This window comes from Streptomyces sp. ISL-96, assembly GCF_018614035.1.
In the GTDB taxonomy this organism is placed as follows: domain Bacteria; phylum Actinomycetota; class Actinomycetes; order Streptomycetales; family Streptomycetaceae; genus Streptomyces.
Genome location: NZ_JAGGPA010000003.1, coordinates 39,719 through 65,416 on the forward strand (window position 1 = coordinate 39,719; position 25,698 = coordinate 65,416).

32 protein-coding genes are annotated in these 25,698 nt (G+C 70.0%); 18 read left to right on the forward strand and 14 right to left on the reverse strand.

Annotated features, from left to right (window positions below; translation table 11 throughout):
- Nucleotides 1-219: 219 nt before the first annotated feature.
- Together J7E96_RS02305 and J7E96_RS02310 are read right to left on the reverse strand one after the other, a co-directional pair.
- Nucleotides 220-855 carry a PH domain-containing protein gene (locus tag J7E96_RS02305; RefSeq protein ID WP_215126895.1) on the reverse strand — a complete coding sequence of 212 codons (636 nt, stop codon included), beginning with the start codon at nt 853-855 and terminating at the stop codon, nt 220-222.
- An 83-nt stretch (nt 856-938) separates the two neighbouring features.
- Nucleotides 939-1,514: a hypothetical protein gene (locus tag J7E96_RS02310; protein WP_215126897.1), complete on the reverse strand. Its 576-nt coding sequence runs from the start codon at nt 1,512-1,514 to the stop codon at nt 939-941.
- Between the two features lie 213 nt (nt 1,515-1,727).
- On the opposite strand from J7E96_RS02310, the gene deoC reads away from it, so the two are divergent.
- From deoC to J7E96_RS02325, 3 genes are read left to right on the forward strand one after another with little or no spacing between them, the layout of a single operon-like run.
- The gene (deoC, locus tag J7E96_RS02315) at nt 1,728-2,684 is read left to right on the forward strand and encodes a deoxyribose-phosphate aldolase (RefSeq protein WP_215126899.1); all 957 of its coding nucleotides are present in this window, start codon (nt 1,728-1,730) and stop codon (nt 2,682-2,684) included.
- 6 nt (nt 2,685-2,690) lie between these two features.
- Nucleotides 2,691-4,127: an aldehyde dehydrogenase family protein gene (locus J7E96_RS02320; protein WP_215126901.1), complete on the forward strand. Its 1,437-nt coding sequence runs from the start codon at nt 2,691-2,693 to the stop codon at nt 4,125-4,127.
- Nucleotides 4,120-5,010: an aldehyde dehydrogenase gene (locus tag J7E96_RS02325; RefSeq protein WP_215126903.1), complete on the forward strand. Its 891-nt coding sequence runs from the start codon at nt 4,120-4,122 to the stop codon at nt 5,008-5,010. Before J7E96_RS02320 ends, J7E96_RS02325 begins: the two co-directional genes overlap by 8 nt.
- Nucleotides 5,011-5,107: 97 nt before the next feature.
- On the opposite strand, the gene J7E96_RS02330 is transcribed toward J7E96_RS02325, so the two are convergent.
- Nucleotides 5,108-5,515 (reverse strand): hypothetical protein, encoded by a 408-nt coding sequence (locus J7E96_RS02330; protein ID WP_215126905.1) that lies wholly within the window; start codon nt 5,513-5,515, stop codon nt 5,108-5,110.
- Between the two features lie 114 nt (nt 5,516-5,629).
- On the opposite strand from J7E96_RS02330, the gene J7E96_RS02335 reads away from it, so the two are divergent.
- Complete coding sequence (locus J7E96_RS02335; RefSeq protein WP_251069302.1) at nt 5,630-6,265, forward strand: ATP-binding protein; 636 nt, start codon at nt 5,630-5,632, stop codon at nt 6,263-6,265.
- A gap of 286 nt (nt 6,266-6,551) precedes the next feature.
- The gene (locus tag J7E96_RS02340) at nt 6,552-7,205 is read left to right on the forward strand and encodes a DUF4328 domain-containing protein (RefSeq protein WP_215126908.1); all 654 of its coding nucleotides are present in this window, start codon (nt 6,552-6,554) and stop codon (nt 7,203-7,205) included.
- A gap of 81 nt (nt 7,206-7,286) precedes the next feature.
- Here the strand turns inward: J7E96_RS02340 and J7E96_RS37000 are convergent, their stop codons facing one another.
- From J7E96_RS37000 to J7E96_RS02350, 3 genes are all read right to left on the reverse strand, one after another.
- A complete protein-coding gene (locus J7E96_RS37000; RefSeq protein WP_251069281.1) occupies nt 7,287-7,463 on the reverse strand; it encodes a hypothetical protein in 177 nt (58 codons plus the stop codon).
- A complete protein-coding gene (locus J7E96_RS37005; RefSeq protein WP_251069282.1) occupies nt 7,441-7,839 on the reverse strand; it encodes a hypothetical protein in 399 nt (132 codons plus the stop codon). The genes J7E96_RS37000 and J7E96_RS37005 overlap by 23 nt, the downstream gene beginning before the upstream one ends.
- Before the next feature lie 77 nt (nt 7,840-7,916).
- Nucleotides 7,917-9,260, reverse strand: coding sequence for a tetratricopeptide repeat protein (locus tag J7E96_RS02350; RefSeq protein WP_215126910.1), 1,344 nt, complete (start codon nt 9,258-9,260; stop codon nt 7,917-7,919).
- Between the two features lie 330 nt (nt 9,261-9,590).
- On the opposite strand from J7E96_RS02350, the gene J7E96_RS02355 reads away from it, so the two are divergent.
- The 3 genes from J7E96_RS02355 to J7E96_RS02365 all read left to right on the forward strand — a co-directional run bounded on the left by J7E96_RS02355 (nt 9,591) and on the right by J7E96_RS02365 (nt 11,261).
- Nucleotides 9,591-9,740 carry a hypothetical protein gene (locus tag J7E96_RS02355; protein ID WP_215127088.1) on the forward strand — a complete coding sequence of 50 codons (150 nt, stop codon included), beginning with the start codon at nt 9,591-9,593 and terminating at the stop codon, nt 9,738-9,740.
- A gap of 197 nt (nt 9,741-9,937) precedes the next feature.
- Nucleotides 9,938-10,084 carry a hypothetical protein gene (locus J7E96_RS02360; RefSeq protein ID WP_215126912.1) on the forward strand — a complete coding sequence of 49 codons (147 nt, stop codon included), beginning with the start codon at nt 9,938-9,940 and terminating at the stop codon, nt 10,082-10,084.
- A 7-nt stretch (nt 10,085-10,091) separates the two neighbouring features.
- The gene (locus J7E96_RS02365; protein ID WP_215126914.1) at nt 10,092-11,261 is read left to right on the forward strand and encodes a methyltransferase domain-containing protein; all 1,170 of its coding nucleotides are present in this window, start codon (nt 10,092-10,094) and stop codon (nt 11,259-11,261) included.
- 152 nt (nt 11,262-11,413) lie between these two features.
- On the opposite strand, the gene J7E96_RS02370 is transcribed toward J7E96_RS02365, so the two are convergent.
- Nucleotides 11,414-12,175, reverse strand: coding sequence for a SigE family RNA polymerase sigma factor (locus tag J7E96_RS02370; RefSeq protein ID WP_215126916.1), 762 nt, complete (start codon nt 12,173-12,175; stop codon nt 11,414-11,416).
- 179 nt (nt 12,176-12,354) lie between these two features.
- Here J7E96_RS02370 and afsQ1 point away from each other — a divergent pair, with 179 nt between their 5' ends.
- The 5 genes from afsQ1 to J7E96_RS02395 all read left to right on the forward strand — a co-directional run bounded on the left by afsQ1 (nt 12,355) and on the right by J7E96_RS02395 (nt 16,132).
- Nucleotides 12,355-13,032, forward strand: coding sequence for a two-component system response regulator AfsQ1 (gene afsQ1 / locus J7E96_RS02375; RefSeq protein WP_215126918.1), 678 nt, complete (start codon nt 12,355-12,357; stop codon nt 13,030-13,032).
- Nucleotides 13,029-14,573 carry a cell wall metabolism sensor histidine kinase WalK gene (locus J7E96_RS02380; protein WP_215126920.1) on the forward strand — a complete coding sequence of 515 codons (1,545 nt, stop codon included), beginning with the start codon at nt 13,029-13,031 and terminating at the stop codon, nt 14,571-14,573. The genes afsQ1 and J7E96_RS02380 overlap by 4 nt, the downstream gene beginning before the upstream one ends.
- The gene (locus tag J7E96_RS02385; protein WP_215126922.1) at nt 14,558-15,175 is read left to right on the forward strand and encodes a hypothetical protein; all 618 of its coding nucleotides are present in this window, start codon (nt 14,558-14,560) and stop codon (nt 15,173-15,175) included. The genes J7E96_RS02380 and J7E96_RS02385 overlap by 16 nt, the downstream gene beginning before the upstream one ends.
- A 115-nt stretch (nt 15,176-15,290) precedes the next feature.
- On the forward strand, nt 15,291-15,839 hold the full coding sequence (locus J7E96_RS02390; RefSeq protein ID WP_308295809.1) for a VanZ family protein: 549 nt from the start codon (nt 15,291-15,293) through the stop codon (nt 15,837-15,839).
- A 92-nt stretch (nt 15,840-15,931) separates the two neighbouring features.
- Nucleotides 15,932-16,132 carry a PspC domain-containing protein gene (locus tag J7E96_RS02395; RefSeq protein WP_215126926.1) on the forward strand — a complete coding sequence of 67 codons (201 nt, stop codon included), beginning with the start codon at nt 15,932-15,934 and terminating at the stop codon, nt 16,130-16,132.
- An 81-nt stretch (nt 16,133-16,213) separates the two neighbouring features.
- On the opposite strand, the gene J7E96_RS02400 is transcribed toward J7E96_RS02395, so the two are convergent.
- Nucleotides 16,214-16,600, reverse strand: coding sequence for an ATP-binding protein (locus tag J7E96_RS02400; RefSeq protein WP_215126928.1), 387 nt, complete (start codon nt 16,598-16,600; stop codon nt 16,214-16,216).
- A 124-nt stretch (nt 16,601-16,724) separates the two neighbouring features.
- Complete coding sequence (locus J7E96_RS02405; RefSeq protein WP_215126930.1) at nt 16,725-17,879, reverse strand: adenosine deaminase; 1,155 nt, start codon at nt 17,877-17,879, stop codon at nt 16,725-16,727.
- 102 nt (nt 17,880-17,981) lie between these two features.
- Between J7E96_RS02405 and J7E96_RS02410 the strand changes: the two genes are divergently transcribed.
- Entirely contained in the window at nt 17,982-18,764 is a 783-nt protein-coding gene (locus J7E96_RS02410) for a S9 family peptidase (protein WP_215126932.1), read from the forward strand.
- A 129-nt stretch (nt 18,765-18,893) separates the two neighbouring features.
- On the opposite strand, the gene J7E96_RS02415 is transcribed toward J7E96_RS02410, so the two are convergent.
- Both J7E96_RS02415 and J7E96_RS02420 read right to left on the reverse strand, forming a co-directional pair.
- Nucleotides 18,894-19,172 (reverse strand): hypothetical protein, encoded by a 279-nt coding sequence (locus J7E96_RS02415; RefSeq protein ID WP_215126934.1) that lies wholly within the window; start codon nt 19,170-19,172, stop codon nt 18,894-18,896.
- 125 nt (nt 19,173-19,297) lie between these two features.
- A complete protein-coding gene (locus J7E96_RS02420; RefSeq protein WP_215126936.1) occupies nt 19,298-20,251 on the reverse strand; it encodes a LysR family transcriptional regulator in 954 nt (317 codons plus the stop codon).
- Nucleotides 20,252-20,313: 62 nt separating this feature from the next.
- Between J7E96_RS02420 and J7E96_RS02425 the strand changes: the two genes are divergently transcribed.
- The 3 genes from J7E96_RS02425 (at nt 20,314) to J7E96_RS02435 (ending at nt 22,903) form a co-directional block, all read left to right on the forward strand.
- Nucleotides 20,314-21,624 carry an MFS transporter gene (locus tag J7E96_RS02425; RefSeq protein WP_215126938.1) on the forward strand — a complete coding sequence of 437 codons (1,311 nt, stop codon included), beginning with the start codon at nt 20,314-20,316 and terminating at the stop codon, nt 21,622-21,624.
- 64 nt (nt 21,625-21,688) lie between these two features.
- The gene (locus J7E96_RS02430) at nt 21,689-22,675 is read left to right on the forward strand and encodes a sigma-70 family RNA polymerase sigma factor (RefSeq protein ID WP_215126940.1); all 987 of its coding nucleotides are present in this window, start codon (nt 21,689-21,691) and stop codon (nt 22,673-22,675) included.
- Between the two features lie 15 nt (nt 22,676-22,690).
- Nucleotides 22,691-22,903: a hypothetical protein gene (locus tag J7E96_RS02435; RefSeq protein WP_215126942.1), complete on the forward strand. Its 213-nt coding sequence runs from the start codon at nt 22,691-22,693 to the stop codon at nt 22,901-22,903.
- Between the two features lie 14 nt (nt 22,904-22,917).
- Here the strand turns inward: J7E96_RS02435 and J7E96_RS37010 are convergent, their stop codons facing one another.
- Both J7E96_RS37010 and J7E96_RS37015 read right to left on the reverse strand, forming a co-directional pair.
- Nucleotides 22,918-23,505, reverse strand: coding sequence for an ISAs1 family transposase (locus J7E96_RS37010; protein WP_308295810.1), 588 nt, complete (start codon nt 23,503-23,505; stop codon nt 22,918-22,920).
- Nucleotides 23,427-24,107, reverse strand: coding sequence for a transposase family protein (locus tag J7E96_RS37015; protein ID WP_308295811.1), 681 nt, complete (start codon nt 24,105-24,107; stop codon nt 23,427-23,429). The genes J7E96_RS37010 and J7E96_RS37015 overlap by 79 nt, the downstream gene beginning before the upstream one ends.
- Before the next feature lie 394 nt (nt 24,108-24,501).
- Here J7E96_RS37015 and J7E96_RS02445 point away from each other — a divergent pair, with 394 nt between their 5' ends.
- On the forward strand, nt 24,502-24,765 hold the full coding sequence (locus J7E96_RS02445; RefSeq protein WP_215126944.1) for a chaplin: 264 nt from the start codon (nt 24,502-24,504) through the stop codon (nt 24,763-24,765).
- 65 nt (nt 24,766-24,830) lie between these two features.
- Here the strand turns inward: J7E96_RS02445 and J7E96_RS02450 are convergent, their stop codons facing one another.
- Nucleotides 24,831-25,691, reverse strand: a complete 861-nt coding sequence (locus tag J7E96_RS02450; RefSeq protein WP_215127069.1) for a tyrosinase family protein — start codon at nt 25,689-25,691, stop codon at nt 24,831-24,833.
- Between the last annotated feature and the right edge of the window lie 7 nt (nt 25,692-25,698).

The window sequence follows — 25,698 nt, forward strand, 5'->3', positions numbered from 1 at the left end:
CGCAGTACCCGAACGTTCGACGCCCGAGGAGACGCCACGGCGCGGCACCGACCTCAACGCCCGGGCCCCCGAAACCCGGACACCCGCACCCCCGACCACGAGGACCGCCTCGGCCGACCGCCCGACGGACGGAGTCCGGCGCAGCCGCACGAAACCCGGAAGGCCGCCACGGCGCGGCACCGACCCCAACGCTCCCGCCGAAAAGACCCCGCGTCGGCTTCACCCAGTGGCGAAAAGCACGGCGAGCGCGATCGCGCCCACCACGCACGGCGCGATGATCTCGTACGCCCAGCGCACAGACGGACTGCCCTGCGCGGTCGCCCGCCCCGCGCACCGCTCCGCCTGCTCCCGCAGATCGTCGACCGTCTGGTCGGCCGGCGCCCTGCGCGCGCCCGTGTCCGTGACGTCGGCGGTGGCGGACGTCCGGCCGTACGGGTCGTCCGTCGCCTTCCTGGCCTGCTGCCGGGCGACGCGCTTGCGCTGGCGCAGCGAGACCGGGATCGCCCACAGCTGGTACTTCTTGCTGCCCGCGAACACCTCGCTGGAGTACCCGGCCCGTACTCCCTCGACGGACGCCCACGGCAGCGTGATCGTACGGAAGGGATTGCGGATCCGGAGCCGGTCGTCGTTGGCGAAGACGGCGGGCCGCAGCGTGAACGCCACCACCAGCGGCACGGCGAACAGCAGCCCCGCCACGGCCGCCCACGGCGTACGCCCCTCCCCGCGCACCAGCGCGTCGCCGCCGACCCAGGCGGCCAGCGCGAGCACCAGGACTCCGCCGGCCAGGGCGGAGGGCGACCGGAACACTCGGTCGGCGTACGTCGGCTCGGAGGGTGGTTTGGGGCTGCTTGTCATGGGGTGATTCTGCCTGAACCACGACGGCCGGGAGCGGCCGGGAGATTGCGTTACGGCAACGTCCCAGCCGCCGGCGTCCCGCCTCAGCGGGTCCAGGCGCTGTGGGTGCCGTCGGGCGTCAGGACGATGTACATCCCGTTGGCGTTCACGGCCGCGGCACGGTTGTTGGCGACCAGCGTCCCAAGGACCCGCCCCTGATGGACGATCTTCAGAGTGAAGTGGCCCGCCGCCACCTTGGCGACCTTGGCGGTGCTGCCGTCGGGCAGCGGGAACGTACCAGCGCCGTAGCGCGCACGGCCGGTCCAGGAGACGACCTCACCGTCGCGGGTCAGAACGACGAACATTCCGTTGTGCTGCCCACCCGCGTCGGCGTTCTTGGCCTCCAGGGTGCCGAGGAGGTGGCCGTCGCGGGAGATGTTGTCCATGCGGTAGTGGTGGGCGCCCAGCTTGTAGATCCTGGCGGTGCTGCCGTCGACCAGCTTCTGGCTCCGTATCGGGGCGGCGGACTTCGCGGCGGACACGGCGGACACGGCCGACGCGGCGGGCGAAGCCGGGCCGCTGGCGATGGCTGTGGCGGCCGGGGTCAGGAGGGCGGCGGCGAGCGCCACGGTGGTCAGGGCTCGGAGGGTGGTACGACGGCGGGAGTTCAGGCTCGACATGCGGGTCTCCTGGTCAGAGAGAGTTGCGGACCGGCGGAATGCCGGGCGGCGGGCTGCATGGATGAATCTAGGGAGGGTGTGCGGTGGAGTCGTCCCTTCCATGTCACCGGCGGGCAACAGAGATCACTTCTCCCCTTCCTCCCCTTCCTCCCAGTCATCCGCCCCAGGGGCTGTACAGGTCGCTACGCGCGTAGATATGCTGCAGTGGTGACCATGCCCACCACTGCACCCGCATCCGCGTTCGCCGACGTGACCGCGTCCGACGCAGCGCTGCGCCGCTTCCTGCACGGGCTCCCCGGCGTAGACACCGTCGGCCTCGAAGCGCGCGCCGCGTCCCTCGGTACCCGTTCGATCAAGACCACGTCCAAGGCGTACGCCATTGACCTGGCCATCTCCATGATCGACCTGACCACGCTCGAAGGCGCGGACACCCCGGGCAAGGTCCGGGCGCTCTGCGCCAAGGGCGCCAATCCCGACCCGACCGACCGCACCACGCCGCGCGTCGCCGCGATCTGCGTCTACCCGGACATGGCGGCCACCGCCAAGGAGGCCCTGGCCGGTACCGACATCAAGGTCGCCTCCGTAGCCACCGCCTTCCCAGCCGGCCGCGCCGCGCTCCCGGTGAAGCTCGCCGACGTACGCGACGCCGTGGCCGCCGGGGCCGACGAGATCGACATGGTGATCGACCGGGGAGCCTTCCTCTCCGGTCACTACCTGAAGGTCTACGAAGAGATCGTGGCCGTGAAGGCCGAGTGCGGCGACAAGGCCCGCCTGAAGGTCATCTTCGAGACCGGCGAGCTCTCGACGTACGACAACATCCGCCGCGCGTCGTGGATCGGCATGCTGGCGGGCGCGGACTTCATCAAGACGTCCACCGGCAAGGTCGGCGTGAACGCCACCCCGCCGAACACCCTGCTGATGCTTGAGGCCGTACGCGACTTCAAGGCGCAGACTGGAATCCAGATCGGCGTGAAGCCGGCCGGCGGCATCCGCACCACCAAGGACGCGGTCAAGTTCCTGGTGCTGGTCAACGAGACGGTCGGCGAGGACTGGCTCAGCAACGAATGGTTCCGCTTCGGCGCGTCCTCGCTGCTGAACGACCTGCTGATGCAGCGGCAGAAGCTGAGCACCGGCCGTTACTCCGGTCCCGACTACGTGACGGTGGACTGATACACCATGGCATCTGTATTCGAGTACGCACCGGCTCCCGAGTCCCGCGCGGTAGTCGACATCGCCCCCTCCTACGGACTCTTCATCGACGGCGAGTTCACCGACGCGGCCGACGGCAAGGTCTTCAAGACGATCTCGCCGTCCACCGAGGAAGTCCTCTCCGAGGTGGCGCGAGCGGGCACCGAGGACGTCGACCGCGCCGTGAAGGCCGCACGCAAGGCGTTCGACAAGTGGTCCGCGCTGCCGGGCTCCGAGCGCGCGAAGTACCTCTTCCGCATCGCGCGGATCATCCAGGAGCGCTCACGCGAGCTGGCCGTCCTGGAGACCCTCGACAACGGCAAGCCGATCAAGGAGACCCGCGACGCGGACCTCCCCCTGGTCGCCGCGCACTTCTTCTACTACGCGGGCTGGGCCGACAAGCTCGACCACGCGGGGTACGGCGCCAACCCGCGCCCCCTGGGCGTGGCGGGCCAGGTCATCCCCTGGAACTTCCCCCTCCTCATGCTGGCGTGGAAGATCGCCCCGGCACTCGCGACGGGCAACACGGTCGTCCTGAAGCCGGCCGAGACGACCCCGCTCTCCGCGCTCTTCTTCGCGGACATCTGCCGCCAGGCGGGCCTCCCCAAGGGCGTCGTCAACATCCTTCCCGGTTACGGGGAGGCGGGCGCCGCGCTCGTCGAGCACCCGGACGTCAACAAGGTCGCCTTCACGGGCTCCACGGCCGTAGGCAAGGCGATCGCCCGCCAGGTCGCGGGTACGTCGAAGAAGGTCACCCTGGAGCTGGGCGGCAAGGGCGCGAACATCGTCTTCGACGACGCCCCCATCGACCAGGCCGTCGAGGGCATCGTCACCGGCATCTTCTTCAACCAGGGCCAGGTCTGCTGCGCGGGCTCGCGCCTCCTGGTCCAGGAGTCGATCCAGGACGAACTCCTCGAGTCCCTCAAGCGCAGGCTCTCGACTCTCCGCCTGGGCGACCCGCTGGACAAGAACACCGACATCGGCGCCATCAACTCCGCCGAACAGCTCGCCCGTATCACCAAGATCACCGAGACCGGCGAGGCGGAGGGCGCCGAGCGCTGGTCCGCGCCGTGCGATCTCCCCTCCTCCGGCTTCTGGTTCGCGCCGACGCTCTTCACGGGCGTCACGCAGGCGCACACCGTCGCGCGCGACGAGATCTTCGGCCCGGTGCTGTCGGTGCTGTCGTTCCGTACGCCCGACGAGGCCGTCGCCAAGGCCAACAACAGCCAGTACGGCCTGTCGGCAGGCATCTGGACGGAGAAGGGCTCGCGGATCCTCGCGGTCGCGAACAAGCTCCGCGCGGGTGTGGTCTGGGCCAACACGTTCAACAAGTTCGACCCGACCTCGCCCTTCGGCGGCTACAAGGAGTCGGGCTTCGGCCGTGAAGGCGGCCGTCACGGCCTGGAGGCGTACCTCGATGTCTGACCGCTTGACTGTCCTCAAGACCTACAAGCTGTACGTCGGGGGCAAGTTCCCCCGCTCCGAGAGCGGCCGGGTGTACGAAGTGACGGACTCGAAGGACAAGTGGCTGGCCAACGCCCCCCTCTCGTCCCGCAAGGACGCCCGTGACGCGGTCGTCGCCGCGCGCAAGGCGTTCGGGGGCTGGTCGGGCGCGACGGCGTACAACCGGGGCCAGGTCCTCTACCGCGTCGCCGAGATGCTGGAGGGCCGCAAGGACCAGTTCGTACGCGAGGTGGCGGACGCGGAGGGCCTGTCCAAGTCGAAGGCCACCGTCGTCGTCGACGCGGCGATCGACCGCTGGGTCTGGTACGCGGGCTGGACCGACAAGATCGCCCAGATCGTCGGCGGCGCGAACCCGGTCGCGGGCCCGTTCTTCAACCTCTCCACCCCCGAGCCCACGGGTGTCGTCACCGTCGTCGCCCCCCAGGAGTCGTCTTTCCTGGGCCTGGTCTCGGTGATCGCCCCGGTGATCGCGACGGGCAACACGGCCGTCGTCATCGCCTCGGAGAAGTCCCCGCTGCCCGCGCTCTCCCTCGGCGAGGTCCTGGCCACGTCCGACCTGCCGGGCGGTGTGGTCAACATCCTCACCGGGCGTACGCGCGAGATCGCGGCGCCGCTCGCCGCGCACCAGGACGTCAACGCCATCGACCTCTCGGGCGCGGACGCCGACCTGGCGCGCGAACTGGAGATCGCCGCCGCGGACAACCTCAAGCGGGTTCTGCGTCCACAGGCTGTGGACGGCGACTGGTCGGCCGACCAGGGCACGCACCGCCTGACGGCCTTCCTCGAAATGAAGACGGTCTGGCACCCGACGGGCTCCTTGGGCGCGTCCGGCTCCGCCTACTGATCCCCCTGCGGATGGGCCCGTACCGCTTTCGGCGGTACGGGCCCATCCGCATGCCCGCAGACCCACATCCCCCGCACGCACCGCACTCCCACCTGGTTCAGCCCGGCAGCAGCCCCGCCGCCTGACCCACCAGCGGCAGCTCCCGCAGCGCGTTGCCCTGCGTGAGCGGGGCGGTGAGCGGCTTCGTGCTGAGCGGCTGGAAGTCGGCGACCTGCGTGCCCAGTCCGTTGTCCAGCGGGTCCACACCCGTCCCCGCCAGCGGGTTGAGACGGAAGTCCTTGACCGGGGCCAGCACACCGGCGCTCGCGGCTCCGAGCGCACCGGGCATGGCCGCCGGATCGAGGTTCTCCAGCGGTACGTCGATCGCGGCCTCCTGCGGGGCCGGCGGCGGGCCCGCGTGCGCCGCACCACCGCCGGCGGCAAGGGCCGCACCGGCCGCGGCGACGGCCAGACCTGCGCGCAGCAGCGCGCTCCGCTGGTACTTGGGACCTGCTTCACGTGCCATGGGATTCCCGCCTGAGTGAGTAATCATGAGCGCACGCAGCGTAGTTGAGGTGTGACGCTCGATACCAACCACTCCCCGGTGGGGTCCCCCGACCGGCTCAATGCCGCAGAATGGTTGCCCGTGAGTTCATCCCCTCTTCCCACGCGCGTCGTCCTGCTGACCGGCCCTTCCGGTTCCGGAAAGTCGTCGCTGGCCGCCCGTACGGGTCTGCCCGTGCTGCGGCTCGACGACTTCTACAAAGAGGGCGACGACCCCACGCTTCCGCGGGTCGCGGGGAGTACGGACATCGACTGGGACTCGCCGCTGTCCTGGGACGCGGACGCCGCCGTCGCGGCGATCGAGGAGCTGTGCGGTACGGGGCGCACGACGGTCCCGGTGTACTCCATCGCCAGCAGTTCCATCGTGGACAAGGAAGCGCTGGACATCGAGCGCACGCCGTTGTTCGTGGCGGAGGGGATCTTCGCGGCGGACATCGTGGCGCGCTGCGAGGAGCTGGGCGTACTGGCCGACGCGCTCTGCCTGCGCGGGCGTCCGTCCACGACGTTCCGCCGACGCCTGCTCCGGGATCTTCGGGAGGGCCGCAAATCAGTCCCGTTCCTGCTGCGCAGGGGCTGGCGGCTGATGCGGGCCGAGCGGGCGATCGTAGGCCGCCAGACGGCTCTCGGTGCGCACCCCTGCGCGAAGGACGAGGCCCTGGGCCGCCTCGCAGCCGCAGCAGCAGGCCGCCACCGCACCCCGGCAGCAAGCTAGTAGCTTTGTGCGTAGCAGGCAACGTTTGCCCTGTCGTGATGTGACGCGCCGTCCGGAGTCCTTGGCCCGACATGGGTAGGTCGGCTGTCGGTATACAGGACCACACAGACGCTGGCCCAGTCCCTTAATGGGCCCAGCGCACCCCCTGTGGGGCTCGTTGCCCAGGCGAGCGGGATGTGACGTCTGAGACGGTGGAGGCGCTGGTCGGACTGTGAACTCGAACTCAGCGCACGCGCCCGCTTCGCCCCCCTACCTCGCGGTGCTGCGCTCACCAGTCGGTCTGGGGGTGGCCACTTCCCTTCTGCTCTTCACCGTGATCGTCACAGACATACTGTCTATCGCCTCGGGCGGCTATCTGTACGACCTGCTGCGCGGCATGCCGCGCTCCGCGGCAGCCCTGGGGACGGTCCCCGGCGTCGAGAACAGGCAGTTCTACTACGACCTCTCCGGCCTGCTACAGAGCCTGCTCTACCTTTCCACCGGAATCGTCTACGTGTGCTGGCTCTACCGCCTGCGCGACAACGCCGAAATCTTCGCACCGGGCACTCACCGACGGGGCCGCAGCTGGACCGGCTGGAGTTGGCTCATCCCGGTCGCCAACTTGTGGTTCCCGCGGCGGATCACCCTCGACATCTGGGACGCGAGCCGTCCCGTGGGACCGTACGCGCCCAACCGGCCGGGGCATGGCCTGATCAACCTCTGGTGGGGCTTCTGGCTCGCCGAGGGCTTCGTCGCCCTGGCCGGCGGCGCGGTCTACGACACGGCCGAATCAATCGGCCAGACGAACGTGGGTCTCGGCCTTCTCATGCTCAGCGACCTCCTCGACATCGTCTGTGCCGTTCTCGCAGTCCGGCTGGTCCGCACCCTGACGCACATGCAACACGTCAAGGCGCTGAACGGACCGACCGGCCAGGACGCAGAGCCGCACAGCCAGGGGTGACCGAGAGGGCGGTACGTGACTTTATGTCCGATTCGGTGCTGCGGTTGGGATAGGCGAGCCGGTCGCGGAACCGTCAGCAGGCTACGGCCGCAGCTGCGTGAACAGTCCCGGTTCGGCTTCGGCCAGGATGCTGCGATCGACCAGACGCTTGAGCTTGGCGCGGATGCCCTCGGTGTGCTTAGGCAGGATCGGCATGTCCAGCGCCTGGCCCAGCTGACGGGGTCGCAGCGGCCCGTCAGTTTCGGCGAACACGGCCATGATCGGCTTGTAGGCCGGGTGGTCCGGCAGTACCGGACCTGACGGGGCGGGCGCCAGCGCCCTGGTCGGGAAGGTCCAGGAGTGTCTTGCGGGTGATCCTCATGTGGTCGGTGGCCTGGTCGAGTTCGCCCAGCCGTGCGGTCAGCTCCGCGATCTCGTCGCGGGCTGCCTCGGCCTGCGCGACAATCTGCTCCTCGCGGACTTGGAGTTGCGCCGGCCCGGCCCCGAGAGTCAGATCGTCCCGGCTCATGCGCCCCGTCAGGGCGCGGTGGAGGTGCCGGTCAGCCGGCGGGTGGTGCTCGTGGTCGCGGACCAGCCGCCGGTGCAGGCTGACGGCCGTGGGCCGCCCAGGGCCAGGACCCGGGCGGCGCGTCATCCCACAACAGGGCGAACGTTGCCTGCTGCGGCACGCAGCCGCTGCGCTGGGCGCCTGCGGCGGCCAGGTACCTGCCGCTACGTAGCTGGCACCTTGATCATGGGACGTGCCCGTTCGTACAGCTCACGGGCATGAGCGTTCTTCTGGTGCGGGCGGATGGCGGAGAGCATCGCCCGGACCCGGTCGTCACAGCGGCCGGACTGCACGTGCGGGTAATCGTCCAGGACACGGTGCCAGCCGACGCACGCCTCTTCGAGGCGGCCGACCTGCAATTTCCGCTCGGCAAGGATCGCGTTGTACCGGACCCGGGTGCGCCGGTAGACCGGCTCACGAAGGCGGTCCGCCAGCTCCAGGGACTCAATGGAACCCTTCACATCACCAAGCTCGTACCGGACTTGGCCGATGTGGTAGTTCAGCGATGACGGGTCGTAGGAGCCGAACGCCTTCGCGCGGGACTCGGCTTTCTCCATCGCAGTCTCGGCTTCCTTCATCTTCAGCAGCGCGCCGGAGCGGTGCCCGGTCTGAGCGGCGGCATGGGCCTGCTGCCCGGTCAGAAACGCGACCATGCGCGGGCCGGCCTGCGGGGAGGCGGCCGACGCGGCGTCGGCGAGCCGGACGGACACCTGACCGTGGCCGAGGTCAACGGCCTGGACACTCATCCCGCGCAGGGTGGTGCAGTAGGTCAGATGGTCGCCCGCAGCGCCAGCCAGCTCCAGGGCCTTCGTGTAGTAGCGCTGCGCGAGGCCGTCCGCGCGCTCATCCATCGCCATGTAGCCGGTGAGATACAGGTGATCAGACGCGGCGGACAGCATCGCTTTACGCACGTCGTCCGGGGCATCGGCCTTCACGTAAGGCGCGATGGTGTTGACCAGGAAGGCCGCCGCCAGCGGTCTGGCCATCCGGCCGCCGAACTGGTCATCGAGGTCGCTTATGTGCTCCGTCATGGAGATCACCGCGTTGACCTCGGCCATGCCGATGCGAGTATGCGGGTCACTGCGCAGCCGCTCGAAACGGTCGAGGACGTCTGGCCAACCGGGGATGGCCAGGGCCGCCGAGAAAAGCCCTACGCCGAGTACCGCCCTCCGCGATGGGTCCATGTCCGCGCTCCCCAAGTCAATCAGTCCCGCCACGGTATCCGCAGGTTCCGACGAGAGATCAGGTGATCTGGAGAATCCTGCCTCGAACGCAGTGACCGGCCTTGCCAGCCTGCGCGACAGGGCTTCAAGGATGAGGGGGCGAGCCGCCTTCCGGGGCATGGTGCCCGTCATCCAGTGCGGCACCGCGGACTCGTCATAGTCCGCTGCCACACCAACCTCGATGCCTGCGCGGTGGATGGCGCGGACGAACTGGCCGTTGGTCCACCCTGTCTCGGCGAAGAGTCCGGCGAGAGCCGTATTCGGTGTGCGGGTGCGTGCTGTCACGGTGTGTCCCCCGAACTTTCAAGGCTTTCAAGGTGCCACGTATTCCCTACCGTACTCACTTTGCGTTCATGCGAGTTGACTTGATGTCAGCCGCTAGGGGTGCTGATGGACCCCCCGGCTGCCTCCCGACAGACAGGAGTAACTCACATGCCCGCACCCCTCCCTCGCAGAGTGCCGAGCGAAAGCGCCCCGGCGTAACAACATCGCTTACACGTCCTCCGACTGGGTTCCGCTCGGCACGCCGAGTCCCGGCCTTGTGGCCCGGTCGGAGCAGGGCCTGGAGAAGTTCCTGCGCCGCTGCCACATCGACCAGGACGAGAAGGACGAGCGGTGAGCGGAATGTGGATGCGGATCCGCACCGTCAACCGCGACGGCAAGGCCGTCGAGCAGCGCGCCAAGGTCATCGTCCCGAAGGCGAAGAACGCCGTGCCCGAGATCAGCAACCAGTACCCGGCTTGCCGGTGTCCTCGGTGCATTTAGACGGTGCCGCCCGTGGGCTGGAGGGCAGCAGCTCGCGTACCTGGTGTACCTCGTTCTCGTCTCTGCCCTGGTGGTCTCTGGCCATCGTCAGCGATCCGGTCCGGCAGTAGATCCCAAACTTCCCGCCTCATTGGTCTCGCAGGCAACAGGGCGGGGATATCCGGCACCATCAAAAACACGACACGAAGGAGAAAGCCATGAGCGGTGGACACGGCGGAGGCCAGGGCGACGGCCAGGGCGGCAGCCAGCAGGACGACTCCAACAGCGGCGCCGGACACGGCGGGGGCGGCTCCGACGAGGGCGGGAACACCTCTGACGGCCAGGGCCCCGCGACCGGCAAGTAGGCACACGATGACGACGCGCACAGAGGAGGCGGGTCCCCCGGGGCTCGCCTCCGCGCTCGTAGAAACGGGCGCATTGACAACCGATTGGCTGCCCGCCTTCGAGGCAGTCCCCCGAGAGCTGTTCGTCCCCGACCGGATCTGGCCCGGCATCGCCGACGGCACTCGCCAGGAAGCTCTCATCTCCCGCACCGACGATTCACAGGCGTGGCGATCCGCCGTGTACTCCGACATCCCCCTGACGACCCAGTGGGACGACGGCAAGCACCAGGGCGACGGGCTGGGCACCACGCCCACGAGCTCCAACTCCATGCCGCGCATGGTGTTCTCCATGCTCGCCGACCTCGACGTCCATGCCGGGAACACGGTGCTGGAGATCGGCACCGGCACCGGCTGGAACGCTGGCCTGCTCGCCCACCGCCTCGGTGACGAGAACGTGGTGAGCATCGAATATGACGAGGTCGTATCACGGGTCGCGGGTGAGAATCTGCGCCGCGCCGGACTCCGCCCGCTGGTCATCGCGGGGGACGGCCGCCTCGGACATAGTGGCAGCGCACCGTACGACCGGGTCATCGCGACGTGCTCGGTGAGGAACATCCCCTACCCGTGGATTTCGCAGACGAAGCCCGGCGGGGTGATCGTCGCCCCCTGGGGCACCGAGTACGGCGGAGAGCACATCGTGCGCTTGGTCGTCGCCGCAGACGGCACCGCCACCGGACGCTTCACCCGCTCCTCCGCGTTCATGCGACTGCGTCAGCAGCGCACCGACCGGCCCCCTTTCGACGCGTACCTGAAGGGGCAGCCGTGGCCCGCCGACGCGACCAAGAGCACCACCGCGCTCTCCCCGGCCGACACCGGTAGCTGGTTGATCCAGTTCGTCATCGGCCTGCGGGTGCGGGGGGTGTTCTGGCGCGCTGAGAGGTACGAGGGCGGCGCGTACACGTTCTGGCTCTACAGCAGCGACACCGAGTCGTGGGCGTCGGCCGACTACGTCCTGGAAGCCGAGGAGTTCGAGGTCTACCAGTCCGGTCCGCGCAACCTGTGGGACGAGGTCGAGGCCGCGTACCGCTGGTGGGACAGACAGGGGCGGCCCGGGTTCGAGCGTTTCGGCCTCGCCATCAGCTCCAACGGCCGCCAGCACGCATGGTTTGACGACCCGGACAACTTCTGGCCCGTCTGACCGCACGCCCGTGCCCCACCCCCAGCGACAGGAGGCGGGGCACAGTGCGGCGGGGTCGTACAGGCTCCCCCGCCTGTACGACCCCGCCGCACTTTCCCCCGTACGTTCCGCCGTCTCCCCCGAAACAGCGGCCCCCGTACCCCCCGTACGCCTCAGGCCACCAGCTCGCCGAAGGACTCTTCCTCGTCACGGCCGAAGCTGAGGACCTCGTCCTCGCGCAGCCGGCGCAGTGACCGCCAGATGCTGCTCTTGACCGTGCCGACACTGATGTCGAGGATGTCCGAGATCTCCGGGTCGGTGCGGCCCTCGTAGTACCGCAGGACCAGCATCGTCCGCTGGAGTTCGGGCAGCCGGGCGAGCGCCTGCCAGAGCACGGCGCGCAGTTCGGTGCCGCGCATCGCGTCCGTGTCGTTCGCCGTCTCCGGCAGTTCCTCGGTCGGGTATTCGTTGAGCTTGCGCCTGCGCCACGCGCTGATGTGCAGGTTCGTCATGGTGCGGCGCAGGTAGCCGCCGACCGCCGCCTTGTCGCTGATGCGGTCCCAGGCGCGGTACGTCGAGAAGAGGGCGCTCTGCAGCAGGTCCTCGGCCTCGTACCGGTCGCCGGTCAGGTGGTAGGCGGTCGCGTACAGGGAGGCGCGGCGCTCCTGGACGTAGGCGGTGAATTCCGCCTCCGACGCCGAAGCCCCGTCCCCCGTGGCCTCCCGGTACGCCGCTCCCCCGTATCCCCCGCTGCCCCCGTTGCCCGCCACAGAGGCGTCGAGCACGGCAGCCACGTGCATGGTGCTCTGCGTGCGCTGACGCCCGATGCCGCGAACGGCGCACCCCCGCCCACCCGCGCCGGACTCGGTGCTCCGTGTGACGTCGTGGAGCCGCGTGACAACTGCGCTGGAGGTGGTGCTGTGCAGTGCGTTCATCTCGCGCCCCCCGTCGGTGGAGTCCGGTGCTGTGCGTTGCGGTGCGTTGCTGTCCGTGTGCCATTGAGCTTGCCCTGGCTGTTTCATCGGGGTGTCCGCCGACTGTCACAGCCGTGTCACAGGGACGGGGGCGCTCCAACTGTCGAACTACTCCTCCCCCATGGGCCAGAATGGCCCCTGTGCCTTTCCTGTTGCTGATCGAGGACGACGACGCCATCCGCACGGCCCTCGAACTCTCGCTGTCACGCCAGGGCCACAAAGTGGCCACCGCGGCGACGGGAGAGGACGGCCTGAAACTGCTGCGCGAGCAGCGGCCGGATCTGATCGTGCTGGACGTGATGCTGCCCGGCATCGACGGATTCGAGGTGTGCCGGCGCATCAGGCGCACCGACCAGCTGCCCATCATTTTGCTGACGGCGCGCAGCGACGACATCGATGTGGTGGTCGGCCTGGAGTCGGGCGCCGACGATTACGTCGTCAAGCCGGTGCAGGGGCGGGTCCTGGACGCCCGTATCCGCGCGGTGCTGCGGCGGGGCGAGCGGGAGGCCAACGACGCCGCCGTGTTCGGCAATGTGACCATCGACCGGTCCGCCATGACGGTCACCAAGAACGGCGAGGACTTGCAGCTCACGCCGACCGAGCTGCGGCTGCTCCTGGAGCTGAGCCGCCGGCCCGGTCAGGCGCTGTCGCGGCAGCAGTTGCTGCGGCTGGTGTGGGAGCACGACTACCTCGGTGACTCCCGGCTGGTGGACGCGTGCGTGCAGCGGCTGCGGGCCAAGGTCGAGGACGTACCGTCGTCGCCGACTCTCATCCGTACGGTCCGTGGCGTCGGCTACCGCCTGGACTCGCCTTCGTGACCGCTGCCGAGGAGAAGTCCCCGCAGACGGGGCCGCGCTGGACCAGTCTGCGCCTGCGGCTCGTCGTCGTCTTCGCCCTGGTGGCGCTGACGGCCGCCGTCGCCGCGTCGGGCATCGCGTACTGGCTCAACCGCGAGGCGGTGCTGACCCGTACCCAGGACGCCGCGCTGAACAACTTCCGGCAGGAGATGCAGAACCGCGCGGCCACCCTTCCGCTGCGGCCGACGCAGCCGGAACTCCAGGCCGCGGCGACGCAGATGGCGGCCGGCGGCAGCCCCGGCTACAGCGTCCTGCTCGTCGACAAGCGTGAGCCGGGCAAGCCGATCGCGGGCACTTCGGACATCGACGCGCTGACGCTCGACGACGTACCGCGGGAGCTTCAGGACGCGGTGAACCGGCGGCAGAAGGTCACGGACGCAAACGAGTTTCCGTACCACCTGTACTGGGTGCGCATCAGCCCGAAGGGCAAGCCGCCGTCCCTGGTCGCGGGCACGAAGGTGATCGGCGGCGGGCCCACCGGTTACATGCTGACCTCCCTGGAGCAGGAGCGCGACGACCTGAACTCGCTGGCCTGGTCCCTCGCCATCGCCACCGCGCTCGCCCTGCTGGGCTCGGCGCTGCTCGCGCAGGCGGCGGCGACGACCGTACTCAAGCCCGTGCAGCGGCTCGGGGACGCCGCGCGGCGTCTCGGCGAGGGTCAGCTCGACACCCGGCTGCGGGTGTCGGGGACGGACGAACTGGCCGAGCTGTCACGGACCTTCAACAAGACCGCCGAGTCGCTGGAGAAGAAGGTCGCGGACATGAGCGCGCGGGAGGAGTCGAGCCGCCGCTTCGTCGCGGACATGTCGCACGAGCTGCGGACCCCGCTGACCGCGATCACGGCCGTGGCGGAGGTCCTGGAGGACGAGGCCGACAACCTCGACCCGATGATCGCGCCCGCCGTGCACCTGGTGGTGAGCGAGACGCGCCGGCTCAACGACCTCGTCGAGAACCTGATGGAGGTGACCCGCTTCGACGCGGGTACGGCCCGTCTCGTCCTCGACGACGTCGACGTGGCCGACCAGGTGACCGCCTGCATCGACGCCCGCGCGTGGCTGGACGCGGTGGATCTCGACGCCGAGCGCGGCATCATGGCGCGCCTGGACCCGCGCCGCCTCGACGTCATCCTGGCGAACCTCATCGGGAACGCGCTCAAGCACGGCGGTTCCCCGGTGCGGGTGTCGGTGCGGCCCGTCGACCATGAACTGCTCATCGAGGTACGGGACCACGGCCCCGGCATCCCGGAGGACGTACTGCCGCATGTCTTCGACCGCTTCTACAAGGCCAGCGCGTCGCGGCCGCGCTCCGAGGGCAGCGGGCTCGGCCTGTCCATCGCCATGGAGAACGCGCACATTCACGGCGGGGACATCACCGCGGCCAACTCGCCGGAGGGCGGTGCGGTCTTCGTGCTGCGGCTGCCGCTGGACGTGTCACGGCCGGCGGACGGCGAAGGGCAAGAGGGCGACGGTTTGAGGGAGGGCGAGGAGTGCGAGGACCAGTGAGGCGCAGGCTGACCCGTTGCGCGGCCCTCGCCGCGCTCTGCGTCGCGCTCGCCGGGTGCGGGATCAGGACCACTTCGGTGCCGGTCGACGCGGGCGCCGCGCCGTCCCGCGTGCCGTGCGAGCTGCCGCCGCAGGACTCCGCCGGTGAGGCGGCGACCGGCGTACCGCTCCAGGTGTACCTGGTCTGCGGCGCGCAGCTGGTCTCGGTGGACCGGGCGGTGCGGATCCCCGAGGAGGAGCTGTCCGACCGGGTGCGGGTCGCGCGGACGCTCCTCGACGAGCTGAAGAAGGAGCCGTCGGACGAGGAGAAGCAGGCAGGTTTCTCCACGGATGTACGGGAGGCACTGACCGTTTCCGGGGCGCACAAGGGCGATCCCCGGGGCACGCTGCGGCTGAGCAGCCAGCCGGAGGACCTGCCGACGCACGCGCTGGCGCAGATCGTCTGTACGTACGCGGACAGTGCTGCGGCCGGGCCCGACCGGTCCGTGCTGCTCGGCGGGCCTTCCGACGACGCCGTACGCGGCTACCAGTGCACGGCCGCGCTCAAGGCCCGTCCCGAATCGGTACTGCCTACGCTGGGTGAGATCCGTCCTTCGCGCTGACCGGACCGGCCGGCGTGTCCGCCCGGCTCGTCACACTGTCGCTCGTCACACGGTCGCTCCAGACACTGTCGCTCCAGGCGGAACCGATCCTGCCGGTACCCGCGTCTTGGGGGGCGTGCGTCATGGCTCGGACGGCAGCGCCGTCATCCTCCGCTTCCGCGCGGCGGGAGGTTTACTCCTCGCCGCGCATCTGCTGCTCGTCGCGTTGCTGACGCTGCGCCCCCTGGACGTCCCGTGGGTGACCGCACCGAACTTCCAGCCGCTGGCCGGCATCGAGGCGGATCTGGCACTCGGTCCCGCCCGGGCGGCGCGGCGCATCTGCGAGGGGCTTCTGCTGCTGGCGCCGCTGGGCGTACTGCTGCCGATGGCGGGGGGCCGGCTCCGGGTGTCGCCGGTGGCCTCACTGGCCCGTACGGTCCTGGCCGGGGCGCTGTTCTCGCTGGGGATCGAGCTGCTCCAGACCGGGGTGCCGGGCCGGGTCGTCGATGTGGACTCGCTGCTGCTGAACACGGCCGGGGTGGCGCTGGCGCATCTCGCGGTCGTACCGATGGGGCGGGCTCGGCTGCGCCGCATGCAGCGGCGGGTACCTGGCCGTGCCCTGCGCCGGGACGAGGTGTCTCAGGGGGGTACCCCGACGATTCCCAGGGTCGGGATCGCCCCGTAGAGCGACGCTTTGGGCGGGTCTCGGCGAGCAGTATGGAGATATCGGGAGGCACACCGGAAGTGACCCCCCGCCCAGCTCACGAGGAGCCCGCCATGACCGCCCTTGTCCGCCCCCGTAACGGCCGTGTGATCGGCGGAGTGTGCGCTGCGCTGGCGCGGCGCTTCGGTACCTCGGCGACCACGATGCGAGTGATCTTCGTGGCCTCGTGTCTGCTGCCGGGGCCGCAGTTCCTGGTGTACCTGGCGCTGTGGGTGTTCCTGCCCAGCGAAGACACCGCGAAGACCGCCTGGTAGTCCGGCGTACGAACACGGAGGGGCGCGCACCGGAACGGATTCCGGTGCGCGCCCCTTTTGCGCGTGCGGTGCGCGGGTGCGTCAGCCGCCGAGGCCGGGCAGCGAGCCCGCCGGCAGCCCGCCCGTCGGCAGCCCGCCGAGCAGCCCCTTGACCGGGTCGGCGCTGCGGGGCCCGCCCTTTTCGCCGCTCGGCGTGGCCTTGGACGTGGCCTCGCCGAGGGCCGCCGGCAGCGTGGTGGCAGCCCCGGTGAGCGCGTTCTGGGCACCGGCCAGCGCCTCGGGAGCTCCGCCGGGGAGCTTGGTGACGACGTCCTGCACGGGCAGCGTCGTGGTGACGGAGCTCAGCGTGCCCGTCAGGTCGGGTACGGCCGGGAGGGCCGGCGCCGCGGATGCGCTGCCGGCGGCGGCAGCGGCGAACGCGGCACCGAGAGCGGCGACACCGAGGGTCTTGGCAGCAGACTGCTTCATGAAAAGAACGTCCTCGCAAACGGGGATGGGGAGCGGCTCTGCAAGCTAGCCACGCCGCGACTCCGCCGCAAACACGCGAAAGCGGCCGGGAATCGCGTTCCCGGCCGCCTCCGGTGCGGAGTACTCAGCCTCGGGTGGAGGAAGAACCGCTGGTCGTGGCGGTTTGCCGGAACAGCCATTCGGATTTCAACTCGGCATATCCAGGCTTGATCACGTCATTGATCATGGCAAGGCGTTCATCGAAAGGAATGAATGCTGATTTCATCGCATTGACTGTGAACCACTGCATGTCGTCGAGCGTGTAGCCGAAAGCGTCGATCAGGTGCTCGAACTCGCGGCTCATGCTGGTGCCGCTCATCAGCCGGTTGTCGGTGTTGACGGTGGTGCGGAAGTGCAGCTTGCGCAGCAGCCCGATGGGGTGTGCGGCGTACGAGTCGGCCGCGCCCGTCTGGAGGTTGGACGTCGGGCACATCTCCAGCGGGATGCGCTTGTCGCGCACGTACGCGGCGAGGCGGCCCAGCGTGACGCTGCCGTCGTCGGCGACCTCGATGTCGTCGATGATGCGTACGCCGTGACCGAGCCGGTCGGCGCCGCACCACTGGAGCGCCTGCCAGATGGAGGGGAGCCCGAAGGCCTCACCGGCGTGGATCGTGAAGTGGTTGTTCTCGCGCTTGAGGTACTCGAAGGCGTCGAGGTGGCGGGTGGGCGGGAAGCCCGCCTCGGCGCCGGCGATGTCGAAGCCGACGACGCCGTTGCCGCGGTAGCGGTTGGCGAGCTCGGCGATCTCCAGGGCGCGGGCGGCGTGCCGCATCGCGGTCAGCAGGGCGCCGACCCGGATGCGGTGGCCGTTCGCCTTCGCGCGGCGCTCGCCCTCGCGGAAGCCGTCGGTGACGGCCTCGACGACCTCTTCGAGGGTCAGCCCCTTCTCCAGGTGCTGCTCGGGGGCGTACCGGACCTCGGCGTAGACGACACCGTCCTCGGCGAGGTCCTCGGCGCACTCGGCGGCGACGCGGAAGAGCGCGTCACGCGTCTGCATGACGGCGCAGGTGTGGGCGAAGGTCTCCAGGTATCGCTCCAGCGAACCGGAGTCGGCGGCCTCGCGGAACCAGATGCCGAGCTTGTCGGCGTCGGTCTCGGGAAGGGCCTGGTAACCCGCCTCGCGGGCGAGATCGATGATCGTGCCGGGCCGCAGACCACCGTCGAGGTGGTCGTGGAGCAGCACCTTCGGGGCGCGGCGGATCTGGTCCGCGGTGGGCGTGTTAGGGGTCTCGCTCGTCATCTGCGCACTCTACCTCCTACGCGCGTAGATCGCCTCTGTCGATACGTAACAGTGACCGCGCGGACGGGTGGAGTACATCTGGGCTTCTGAGACTGTTCTGTCATGGCACAGCAAGCAATCCCGGTTTCCGGGGCCGCCCGATTGGGCCGGCCGGTCGGAGCGGCCCGAGTGGCCGGGGGCGGTGACCGCCGCACGGTGTGCGGCGTAGTCCTGCTTCTCCCCCCAGGCGAACCGATGTCGGCGCGCAGACCCTCCCCGCTGGCGTACGCCGGTGTACGGCCGCTGGCGCGGAGTCTGGCCGCGGCGGGGCGGGCGGACGGGCTCGTCGCCCACGTCGTCCGCTACCGCGGCCGCGGCTGGAACGGCTCGGACGCGCGGCTCGCGGCGGATGCGACGTGGGCGGCGGACGAGGTCGTACGGCGCTACGGGGACGTACCGGTGTGTCTGGCGGGGATCGACATGGGCGGGCGGGCGGCGCTGCACGCGGCGGGTCACCCGGCTGTGAACTCCGTGCTGGCGGTCGCGCCGTGGCTTCCGGACGACGATGTCGCGGCGGCGGAGGAGCCGGTGAAGCAGCTGGCCGGGCGCCATGTGCTGATCGTGCACGGAACGAATGACGAACGTACCGATCCGGAACTGTCGTACCGGCTGGCGGAGCGGGCGAAGAAGGTCAACCGGGACACGTGCCGCTTCGAGGTCCACTCGGACGGCCACTCGCTGCGCCAGCACCGCCCGGAAGTGCTGGCCCTGGCGGCCGACTTCGTCCTGGGCGCGCTGTTCGGCCGAGGGTACGCCCGCCCCCTGGCCGACGCGCTGGCCGCGCCGCCGCCGCTGGGCTTGCGCATGCCCCTGGCCTCCGGCTTCGGCCACGCGCTACGGCGCTGACGCACTCCGGCTGCGCGGGGCCTCTTCCCCAACCCGCCTCTTCCCGAACGCGGACGGGCTGGAGTCCAGCCTCTCCGGCCTTTGAGGAAGGGCGGGTTGGGACGGAGCCCCAGTTCGGGAAGCCGGCTCTCAACCCTCCGGCACCGCTTCCGCCACCCAGCCGTACGGGAGCTCCCCTCCGTCGAGGGTGATCGCTTCCACCGCGCGCGTGCGGGGATCGATGTCGGCCGCCACCCCGTCGCCCTCGTAGCGGGGGTAGCCGGACGCCCCCGTACCGCCAGTCGCTTCCACCACCGCTGTCCGCAGCGTGGACCCATGGTCGGGATGACCGTCGGCATCCGCAGCCCGGGGCTTGATCTCCACCGTGTAGCGGGCGGGCGGCGGCTGCGGAGTAGCAGGAGTCGGCATACTTCGACGCTAGCGCCGCCCACTACCGTCCGCCCCGCACGACGCGCGCCCCGCGCCACCCTCTGCCAGGGGCAAACGCGTGATCCGTCTGGTGCCGTCAGTCCGTGACCAGCGGTCCCCCTCGCTCACTCCGGGAGCAAGTGGCCCCTGCGCGACAGCAGGAAGCGCTTGAAGGCGGCCACCGGCGGTGTGTCCGGGTGGCCGTCCAGCCACGCGACTCCGATCTCGCGTACGGCGCGCGGGGCCGTCACCGTCAGTTCCCTGACGCCGGGGCGGGCCACGGCCGGGGGCGGCAGCAGGGCGACGCCGAGGCCCGCCGCCACCAGGCCCCGCAGCGTCTCCGCCTCCTCGCCCTCGAACGCGACGCGCGGCTTGAAGCCCGCCTCGGCGCACAGGTCGTCGGTGATACGGCGCAGCCCGTAGCCGGGTTCGAGGGTGACGAACGCCTCGTCGGCCGCCTCGGCGAGCCGCACGCGCTTCCGGGTGGCCAGGCGGTGGTCGTCCGGGACGACCAGGCGCAGCCGCTGCTCGTCGATGCGGCGCGCGACGAGGTCGGGGGCGTCGGGGACGGGGGAGGTCAGGCAGAGGTCGAGGTCGCCGGCGCGCAGCCGTTCGATCATGGCTTCGCCGTAGTTCTGGACGAGCTGGAAGCGGACCCGCGGGTGGTCTGCGCGGAACGCGCGGATCAGGCCGGGGACGGTTTCCGAGCCCATGGTGTGCAGGAAGCCGAAGGCGACCTTGCCGGTCGCGGGGTCCGCGTCGGCGCGTACCGACTCCGCCGCCCGCTCGACCTCGGCCAGTGCGCGCTCGACGGTGGTGAGGAAGGTGCGCCCGGCGGGGGTGAGCGAGACGGTACGGCCCTTGCGGGCGAACAGCGCGACGCCCAGGTCCTCCTCCAGCCTGACCATGGCGCGCGAGAGCGTCGACTGCGGGACGGCCAACTCGTGGGCCGCGCGCGTGACGTGCTCGTGGCGGGCGACCGCCGCGAAGTACGCGAGGCGCGGCGCGAGTACCTGCTGGATGTCTTCTTCGTAACTGCTGGGTGACAGCCGGGGCCGTGAGCTCGGGTTATGCAGCATGGGATTGATTATCGCGGGTTTGTGCATTGGACGCATGAAGCTGCTGTGCCTACGTTCAATGCATGCCTCCTGCCAGTACCAAGGCGTCCACCACCCATGTGGACGCCGACGCCGTTGTTGACGTTGACACCGACTCCCGTCTCGCCCCCTCCGTGCCCGGTTACCGCCGGATGAGCTTCGCGCTCTTCGCCGCCGGGGTCGCGACGTTCGCCCTCCTCTACTCCACCCAGGCGCTGCTGCCGCTGATCTCCGCCGACTTCGGCGCGAGCGCGAGCGCCGCCAGCTGGACCGTCTCGGCGGCCACGGGTGCGCTGGCCCTGTTCGTACTGCCGATGAGCGCGCTCTCGGAGCGCTTCGGGCGCAGCCGGATGATGACGGTCTCGCTGACGGTCGCCGTCGCGGTCGGCCTGCTGGTGCCGTTCGCGCCCTCGCTGGAGTGGCTGGTGGCGCTGCGCGTGGTGCAGGGCGCCGCGCTGGCCGGTGTGCCGGCCTCCGCGATGGCCTTTCTGGCGGAAGAGGTACGGCCGAAGGCGCTGGTCGGGGCGATCGGGCTGTTCGTGGCGGGCAACTCCATCGGCGGGATGAGCGGCCGCATCGTCACTGGCTGGGCGGCCCAGCTGTGGGACTGGCGCGTGGCGCTGGCCGCCGTCGGACTGATGTCCGTGGTGTGCGTGGTGGTGTACCGGCTGATGCTGCCGAAGGCCCGCCACTTCACGCCCGGTTCGCTGAACCCGCGGGCGCTGGCGAAGACGGTCCGCGGCCACCTGGCCGACCCGCTGCTGCTGCGCCTGTACGCCATCGGCGCGCTCTTCATGACGGTCTTCGGCGCGGTCTACACGGTGATCGGCTACCGGCTGGTCGAGGCTCCCTTCAGCCTCCCGCAGGGCGTCATCGGGTCTGTGTTCCTGGTGTATCTCGTCGGTACGGTCTCCTCCGCGGCGGCCGGAAAGCTGGTAGCCCGCCTGGGCCGCCGGGGTGCCCTGTACCTGGCGGTGTCGACGACCGCGGCCGGTCTGCTGCTCTCGGTGGCCGACGCGCTGGCCGCCGTGCTGGCGGGCCTGGTGCTGATCACCGCCGGGTTCTTCGCGGGGCACGCGGTCGCGTCCTCCTCGGTGAGCCGTACGGCGAAGACCGGCCGGGCGCACGCATCCGCGCTCTACCAGTCGGCGTACTACCTGGGCAGCAGCGTCGGCGGCACGCTCGGCGCGGTGGCCTTCCACGCCGGCGGCTGGGCGGGGACCGTGCTCCTCGGACTGGTCGCGGTGCTCGGGGTCGTGTCGATCACGCTGTACGGCACCCGGGTCGCCAGGGTCGAACAGCGGCAGCACATTTCGCGATCCGTTTCGCGGCCCGTTTTCGCGGCCCGCCCCTGAATGTCAGTGGCGTCCGGTAACTTCCGAAGTGCTGGTGCCAAAGGCGGCGAGTGGGGTGGACCCGATGGGTGATGTCGTGACGACGCAGGACCTGGATTCCCGGCTGGAGAAGCACCGGACCGAGCTGACCGGGTACTGCTACCGGATGCTTGGGTCCGCCTTCGAAGCGGACGACGCCGTGCAGGACACGATGGTCCGGGCCTGGCGGAATTTCGACAAGTTCGAGGGGCGGTCGTCGCTGCGTTCGTGGTTGTACCGCATCGCGACGAACGTATGCCTCGACATGCTCAACGCGGGAAATCGCAGGGCCCGCCCGATGGACCTGACGGCCGCGACGCCGGTGGCGCAGGCCGCGCTCAATCCGCGGCCCGAGGTCACCTGGCTGGAGCCGGTGCCGGACGGGCGGGTGCTGCCTTCGGTGGCGGATCCGGCGGAGACCGCCGTGGCGCGGGAGACCGTGCGCCTCGCGTTCGTCGCCGCGCTCCAGCATCTGCCGCCGAAACAGCGGGCGGTGCTGATCCTGCGCGAGGTGCTGGCCTGGAAGGCGAGCGAGGTCGCGGAGCTGCTGGACACCACGGTCGCCTCGGTGAACAGCGCGCTCCAGCGGGCCCGCGCGACGATCGCCGAGCACCGCTCGCAGGAGACGGACACCGCGAATCCGCTGGACGAGGAGCAGCAGAAGCTGCTGGAGCGGTACGTCGCGGCCTTCGAGGGGTACGACATGGCGGCCCTGACGGCGCTGCTCCATGAGGACGCCACGCTGTCCATGCCGCCGTACGACCTGTGGCTCCAGGGGCACGACAACATCGTCGGCTGGATGCTGGGCGTCGGCGAGGTCTGCCGGGGCTCGAAGCTGGTCCCGGTCGTGGCCAACGGCACGCCGGCCTTCGCCCACTACCACCCGAGCCAGTCGGGCGACGGCAGTTTCGAGCCGTGGGCGCTCATGGTCATCGAGATCGTGGAGGGCAAAGTCAGCGGGATCACGTCCTTCCTGGACACGAAGCGCTGGTTCCCGCTCTTCGATCTGCCGCCGCGCCTGGAGAAGGAGTAGGAGCGGAGCCGGGAAGTGCGCAAGGTTCTGGTGATCGCCTGGGCGGCGCTCGCGGTGACGGGGTACGGGCTGACGGTGCTGCTCGACGAGCCGAGGGAAATCACCTTCCCGACCGGCCGGGTGTCACCGCAGGACCCGTCGCCACCGTCCCCGCCGGCGCCGGACGCGGGGTGCCCGACGCCGGAGGACCACGAGGACGGGACCCAGGGCTTCGGCGTAGTCGTGTGACGCCCGGTTTGCGATCATCCGAGGCCGAGGAGTGCGAGGGGGCGACGGGAGTCGCGGGCGTTGTGGCGGAGGCCCGCTGCGATGTTCGTGGCGCCGCTCAGCCGCAGGGCCCCGATGGCGAGGTTGCGCCAGGTGGCCATCACGCGGGGTGCGTTGCCGGTCCGGGTTTGTGAGGCGTCCTCGGCGAAGGTGGTGTCGCGGACGTGGTGCAGAGCCTCGATCTTCCAGTGGTCACGGACCAGTTGGGCGAGTTGGGCCCCGGTGGCCTCCCTGGCGGTCAGGCTGGTGACGGCGTACACGGTCTTGATCGTGGTCTTGCCGGTCCTGCGGTTCGTGCGGCGTCGTTTGATCTGGATGGCCTGGCGGGCTCCGGGGAAGAGCAGGTTGCTCACGGTGGCGGCCTTGATCCGGCGTATTTCCGAGCGGCCGTGGCCGACGTCCTTGGTGCGGCCCTGGAGCGGGATGTCCTTCCAGGGGAGGCGCTTGAGCTGTCTGCGCAGTTTCTTCTGGTTGCCCTTGACGATCACGATGTAGTGGGCGCCGCGGGCCAGGAGGTAGTCGGCGTGTTCGCGCTGGGTGTGCAGCGCGTCGCTGGTGACCACGGTTTGGGCCAGGTCGGTACGGTCTGCAGCAGCGGCTGGAAGCAGGTGATCTCGTTGGTCTTCTCACCGACGTCCAGCTGGGCGAGGACCAGACCGGTGGTGTGCTCCACGGCGGCGAGCAGGTGGATCTTCCGGTCCTTCGCCTTCGCCGCACCGCGCAGGCTCTTGCCGTCCACCGCCAGGCCGCGCAGCCCGGCGTCCCCGGTCGCCTTCGGCCTGCGGTCCGCGAGCCAGCGTCCGACCGCCCGGTCCAGTACGTCGCCGTCGATACGGGCCAGCAGCCGGCGCACCGTCGTTTCAGCCGACAGGACCCGCCCGGGCACCACCGGATCAGGATGGGCGCCGACCTGTTCCAGCACGTGTTGCGGGGCGTCGGCGATCCACTCGCCGACCGCCAGCAGCGATCTCGCTCCGGCCAGCACCGCGCACGCGGTGAGCGCGAGCACTACGGTCAGGCGGTGGCGCACCCCGCGTGGATCACGCGGATCGGGGACCTCGGCCAACCGTTCCAGCAGGCCCGCGACCTCCTCGGATGCGACCACCTGTTGCTCGCGGAGCTGGTCAAGGGCAGGCGGGATCAGCGATGATGCGTCGGCAGGCACGGTCTTCCACTCTGATCACGGGGCGTCGAGAACTCCATGATCTTGGAAGCCGTGCCTGTCATGTTCCGGGCCCTGCCGCCCATCTGACGGACCGCCACGAACCGGGCGTCACGTGACTACGCCGAAGCCCTGGGACGGGACCGTCATCCTCTGCGCCGTCAAGACGGCGGACTGAGACCGGTCGGAGCGGTGATTCACAACCCCCGCCCCCTTCCATTTCTACGACCGACCACCTTTCCCGTTTATCATTCGGGGCGAATGGCGAATTCACTTCGGACCGCCCGCATTCCGACGATTTTCCTTTCGATCCGTTACTGCCCTCCTATTGCCGCGTTGAAGGAAGGTGAAGGCCGCAAGCCCTGCGGTCGACCTCTTCATCTCGCAAGGAGAACTGATGTCGCATATCGCGAAGGCAGCTGCCGTCATCGCCGGCACCGGTGCCATCCTGGCCGGCGGGGCCGGCGTGGCCACCGCCAACGCCGGAGCGCAGGGTGAGACCATCGGGAACGCCGGTGTCATCTCGGGCAACGCCGTCCAGGTGCCCATCCACATCCCGGTCAACCTCTGCGGCAACACCGTGAACTTCGTCGCCGCACTCAACCCGGCGTTCGGAAACATCTGCAAGAACGTTTCGGACCACGGCGCCTACGGCCACTGATCCCCGCCTCACACAACTGCGGCCTCCCCTTCAGGTACGGGGAGGCCGCAGTTGTGCGTCCGGTGCTAGGCGTAGCGGTAGATGCGGCTGTGGTCGAGGAGCTGCGCGGGCGCCACGTTCCATGGCGGCATCGGCTCGTCGAGGCTGAAGACCCGCCCGCGCTGCGGATCGGACCCGGTCAGCTTCTTGCGCGGCAGATAGCCGGAGCGGGGGTGCGCCCGCTGCCAGCGGTCCCAGAGCAGGTCCATGAAGGCGTGGTGGAGCCAGAAGACCGGGTCGTTGGGCGAGGTGGCGCCCAGCATCACACCGCCGACCCAGCGGTGGACCCGGTTGTGGTTGAACGTCGTGGCCGTGCCGCCCCGCCCCCACCCCTCGATCTTGTTCCGGAAGCCCCTGGTCACGGTGGAGTCCCACGGCGCGGCGTCGTAGAGCGGATCTCTCAGCGCCTTGGCCACGTCCTGCCTGGTGGGCAGCGAGACGGGGGCGGAGGGCCGGCCGAAGTTGCGGGTGAGGTAGGTGCCGTCGCCGACCCGTGCGCGGATGTTCCAGTTGCCGGTGGCGTGGGCGAACGGTCCGGTCATGACCTTCTGGTCGCCGGCCCGGCCGTTGCCTCCGAGGAAGTCCTCCGCCCACAGCGACGCGGCGGGAGTGTTGTCCTTCGTCCAGTCCCAGTACGGAACCGACACCCCCGGATCGACGGCCCGCAGGGCGCGTTCGAACTCCAGGAGATAGCGGCGGTGCCACGGGAAGAAGGAGGGGGTCATGTGGCTGGCCCGTGGCCCGGGTTCGTCGTCGGTGACGTAGTACCGGCCGTGCAGGGTCACGAACTCGTCGTACCGCCCCGAGCGCTTCAGCTCCAGGAGCGCACTGACCAGACGCTTCTTCTCCGTACGGGTGAGATCGCGCTGGTTCTTCCGGGTGTACACCACTGTT

Excerpts from the sequence above, each read along its gene's own strand:
- J7E96_RS37005 (WP_251069282.1), bottom strand. The coding sequence starts at position 7,839 with ATGACGCGCCGCCCGGGTCCTGGCCCTGGGCGGCCCACGGCCGTCAGC.
- J7E96_RS02370 (WP_215126916.1), bottom strand. The coding sequence starts at position 12,175 with ATGAACGCACTGCACAGCACCACCTCCAGCGCAGTTGTCACGCGGCTC.
- J7E96_RS02325 (WP_215126903.1), top strand. The coding sequence starts at position 4,120 with ATGTCTGACCGCTTGACTGTCCTCAAGACCTACAAGCTGTACGTCGGG.
- J7E96_RS37000 (WP_251069281.1), bottom strand. The coding sequence starts at position 7,463 with ATGGCCGTGTTCGCCGAAACTGACGGGCCGCTGCGACCCCGTCAGCTG.
- J7E96_RS02410 (WP_215126932.1), top strand. The coding sequence starts at position 17,982 with ATGGCACAGCAAGCAATCCCGGTTTCCGGGGCCGCCCGATTGGGCCGG.
- J7E96_RS02400 (WP_215126928.1), bottom strand. The coding sequence starts at position 16,600 with ATGAAGCAGTCTGCTGCCAAGACCCTCGGTGTCGCCGCTCTCGGTGCC.
- J7E96_RS02305 (WP_215126895.1), bottom strand. The coding sequence starts at position 855 with ATGACAAGCAGCCCCAAACCACCCTCCGAGCCGACGTACGCCGACCGA.
- deoC (WP_215126899.1), top strand. The coding sequence starts at position 1,728 with ATGCCCACCACTGCACCCGCATCCGCGTTCGCCGACGTGACCGCGTCC.
- J7E96_RS02420 (WP_215126936.1), bottom strand. The coding sequence starts at position 20,251 with ATGCTGCATAACCCGAGCTCACGGCCCCGGCTGTCACCCAGCAGTTAC.
- J7E96_RS02365 (WP_215126914.1), top strand. The coding sequence starts at position 10,092 with ATGACGACGCGCACAGAGGAGGCGGGTCCCCCGGGGCTCGCCTCCGCG.
- J7E96_RS02330 (WP_215126905.1), bottom strand. The coding sequence starts at position 5,515 with ATGGCACGTGAAGCAGGTCCCAAGTACCAGCGGAGCGCGCTGCTGCGC.
- J7E96_RS02320 (WP_215126901.1), top strand. The coding sequence starts at position 2,691 with ATGGCATCTGTATTCGAGTACGCACCGGCTCCCGAGTCCCGCGCGGTA.
- J7E96_RS02360 (WP_215126912.1), top strand. The coding sequence starts at position 9,938 with ATGAGCGGTGGACACGGCGGAGGCCAGGGCGACGGCCAGGGCGGCAGC.
- J7E96_RS02405 (WP_215126930.1), bottom strand. The coding sequence starts at position 17,879 with ATGACGAGCGAGACCCCTAACACGCCCACCGCGGACCAGATCCGCCGC.
- J7E96_RS02415 (WP_215126934.1), bottom strand. The coding sequence starts at position 19,172 with ATGCCGACTCCTGCTACTCCGCAGCCGCCGCCCGCCCGCTACACGGTG.
- J7E96_RS02395 (WP_215126926.1), top strand. The coding sequence starts at position 15,932 with ATGACCGCCCTTGTCCGCCCCCGTAACGGCCGTGTGATCGGCGGAGTG.
- J7E96_RS02445 (WP_215126944.1), top strand. The coding sequence starts at position 24,502 with ATGTCGCATATCGCGAAGGCAGCTGCCGTCATCGCCGGCACCGGTGCC.
- J7E96_RS02430 (WP_215126940.1), top strand. The coding sequence starts at position 21,689 with ATGGGTGATGTCGTGACGACGCAGGACCTGGATTCCCGGCTGGAGAAG.
- J7E96_RS02425 (WP_215126938.1), top strand. The coding sequence starts at position 20,314 with ATGCCTCCTGCCAGTACCAAGGCGTCCACCACCCATGTGGACGCCGAC.
- J7E96_RS02310 (WP_215126897.1), bottom strand. The coding sequence starts at position 1,514 with ATGTCGAGCCTGAACTCCCGCCGTCGTACCACCCTCCGAGCCCTGACC.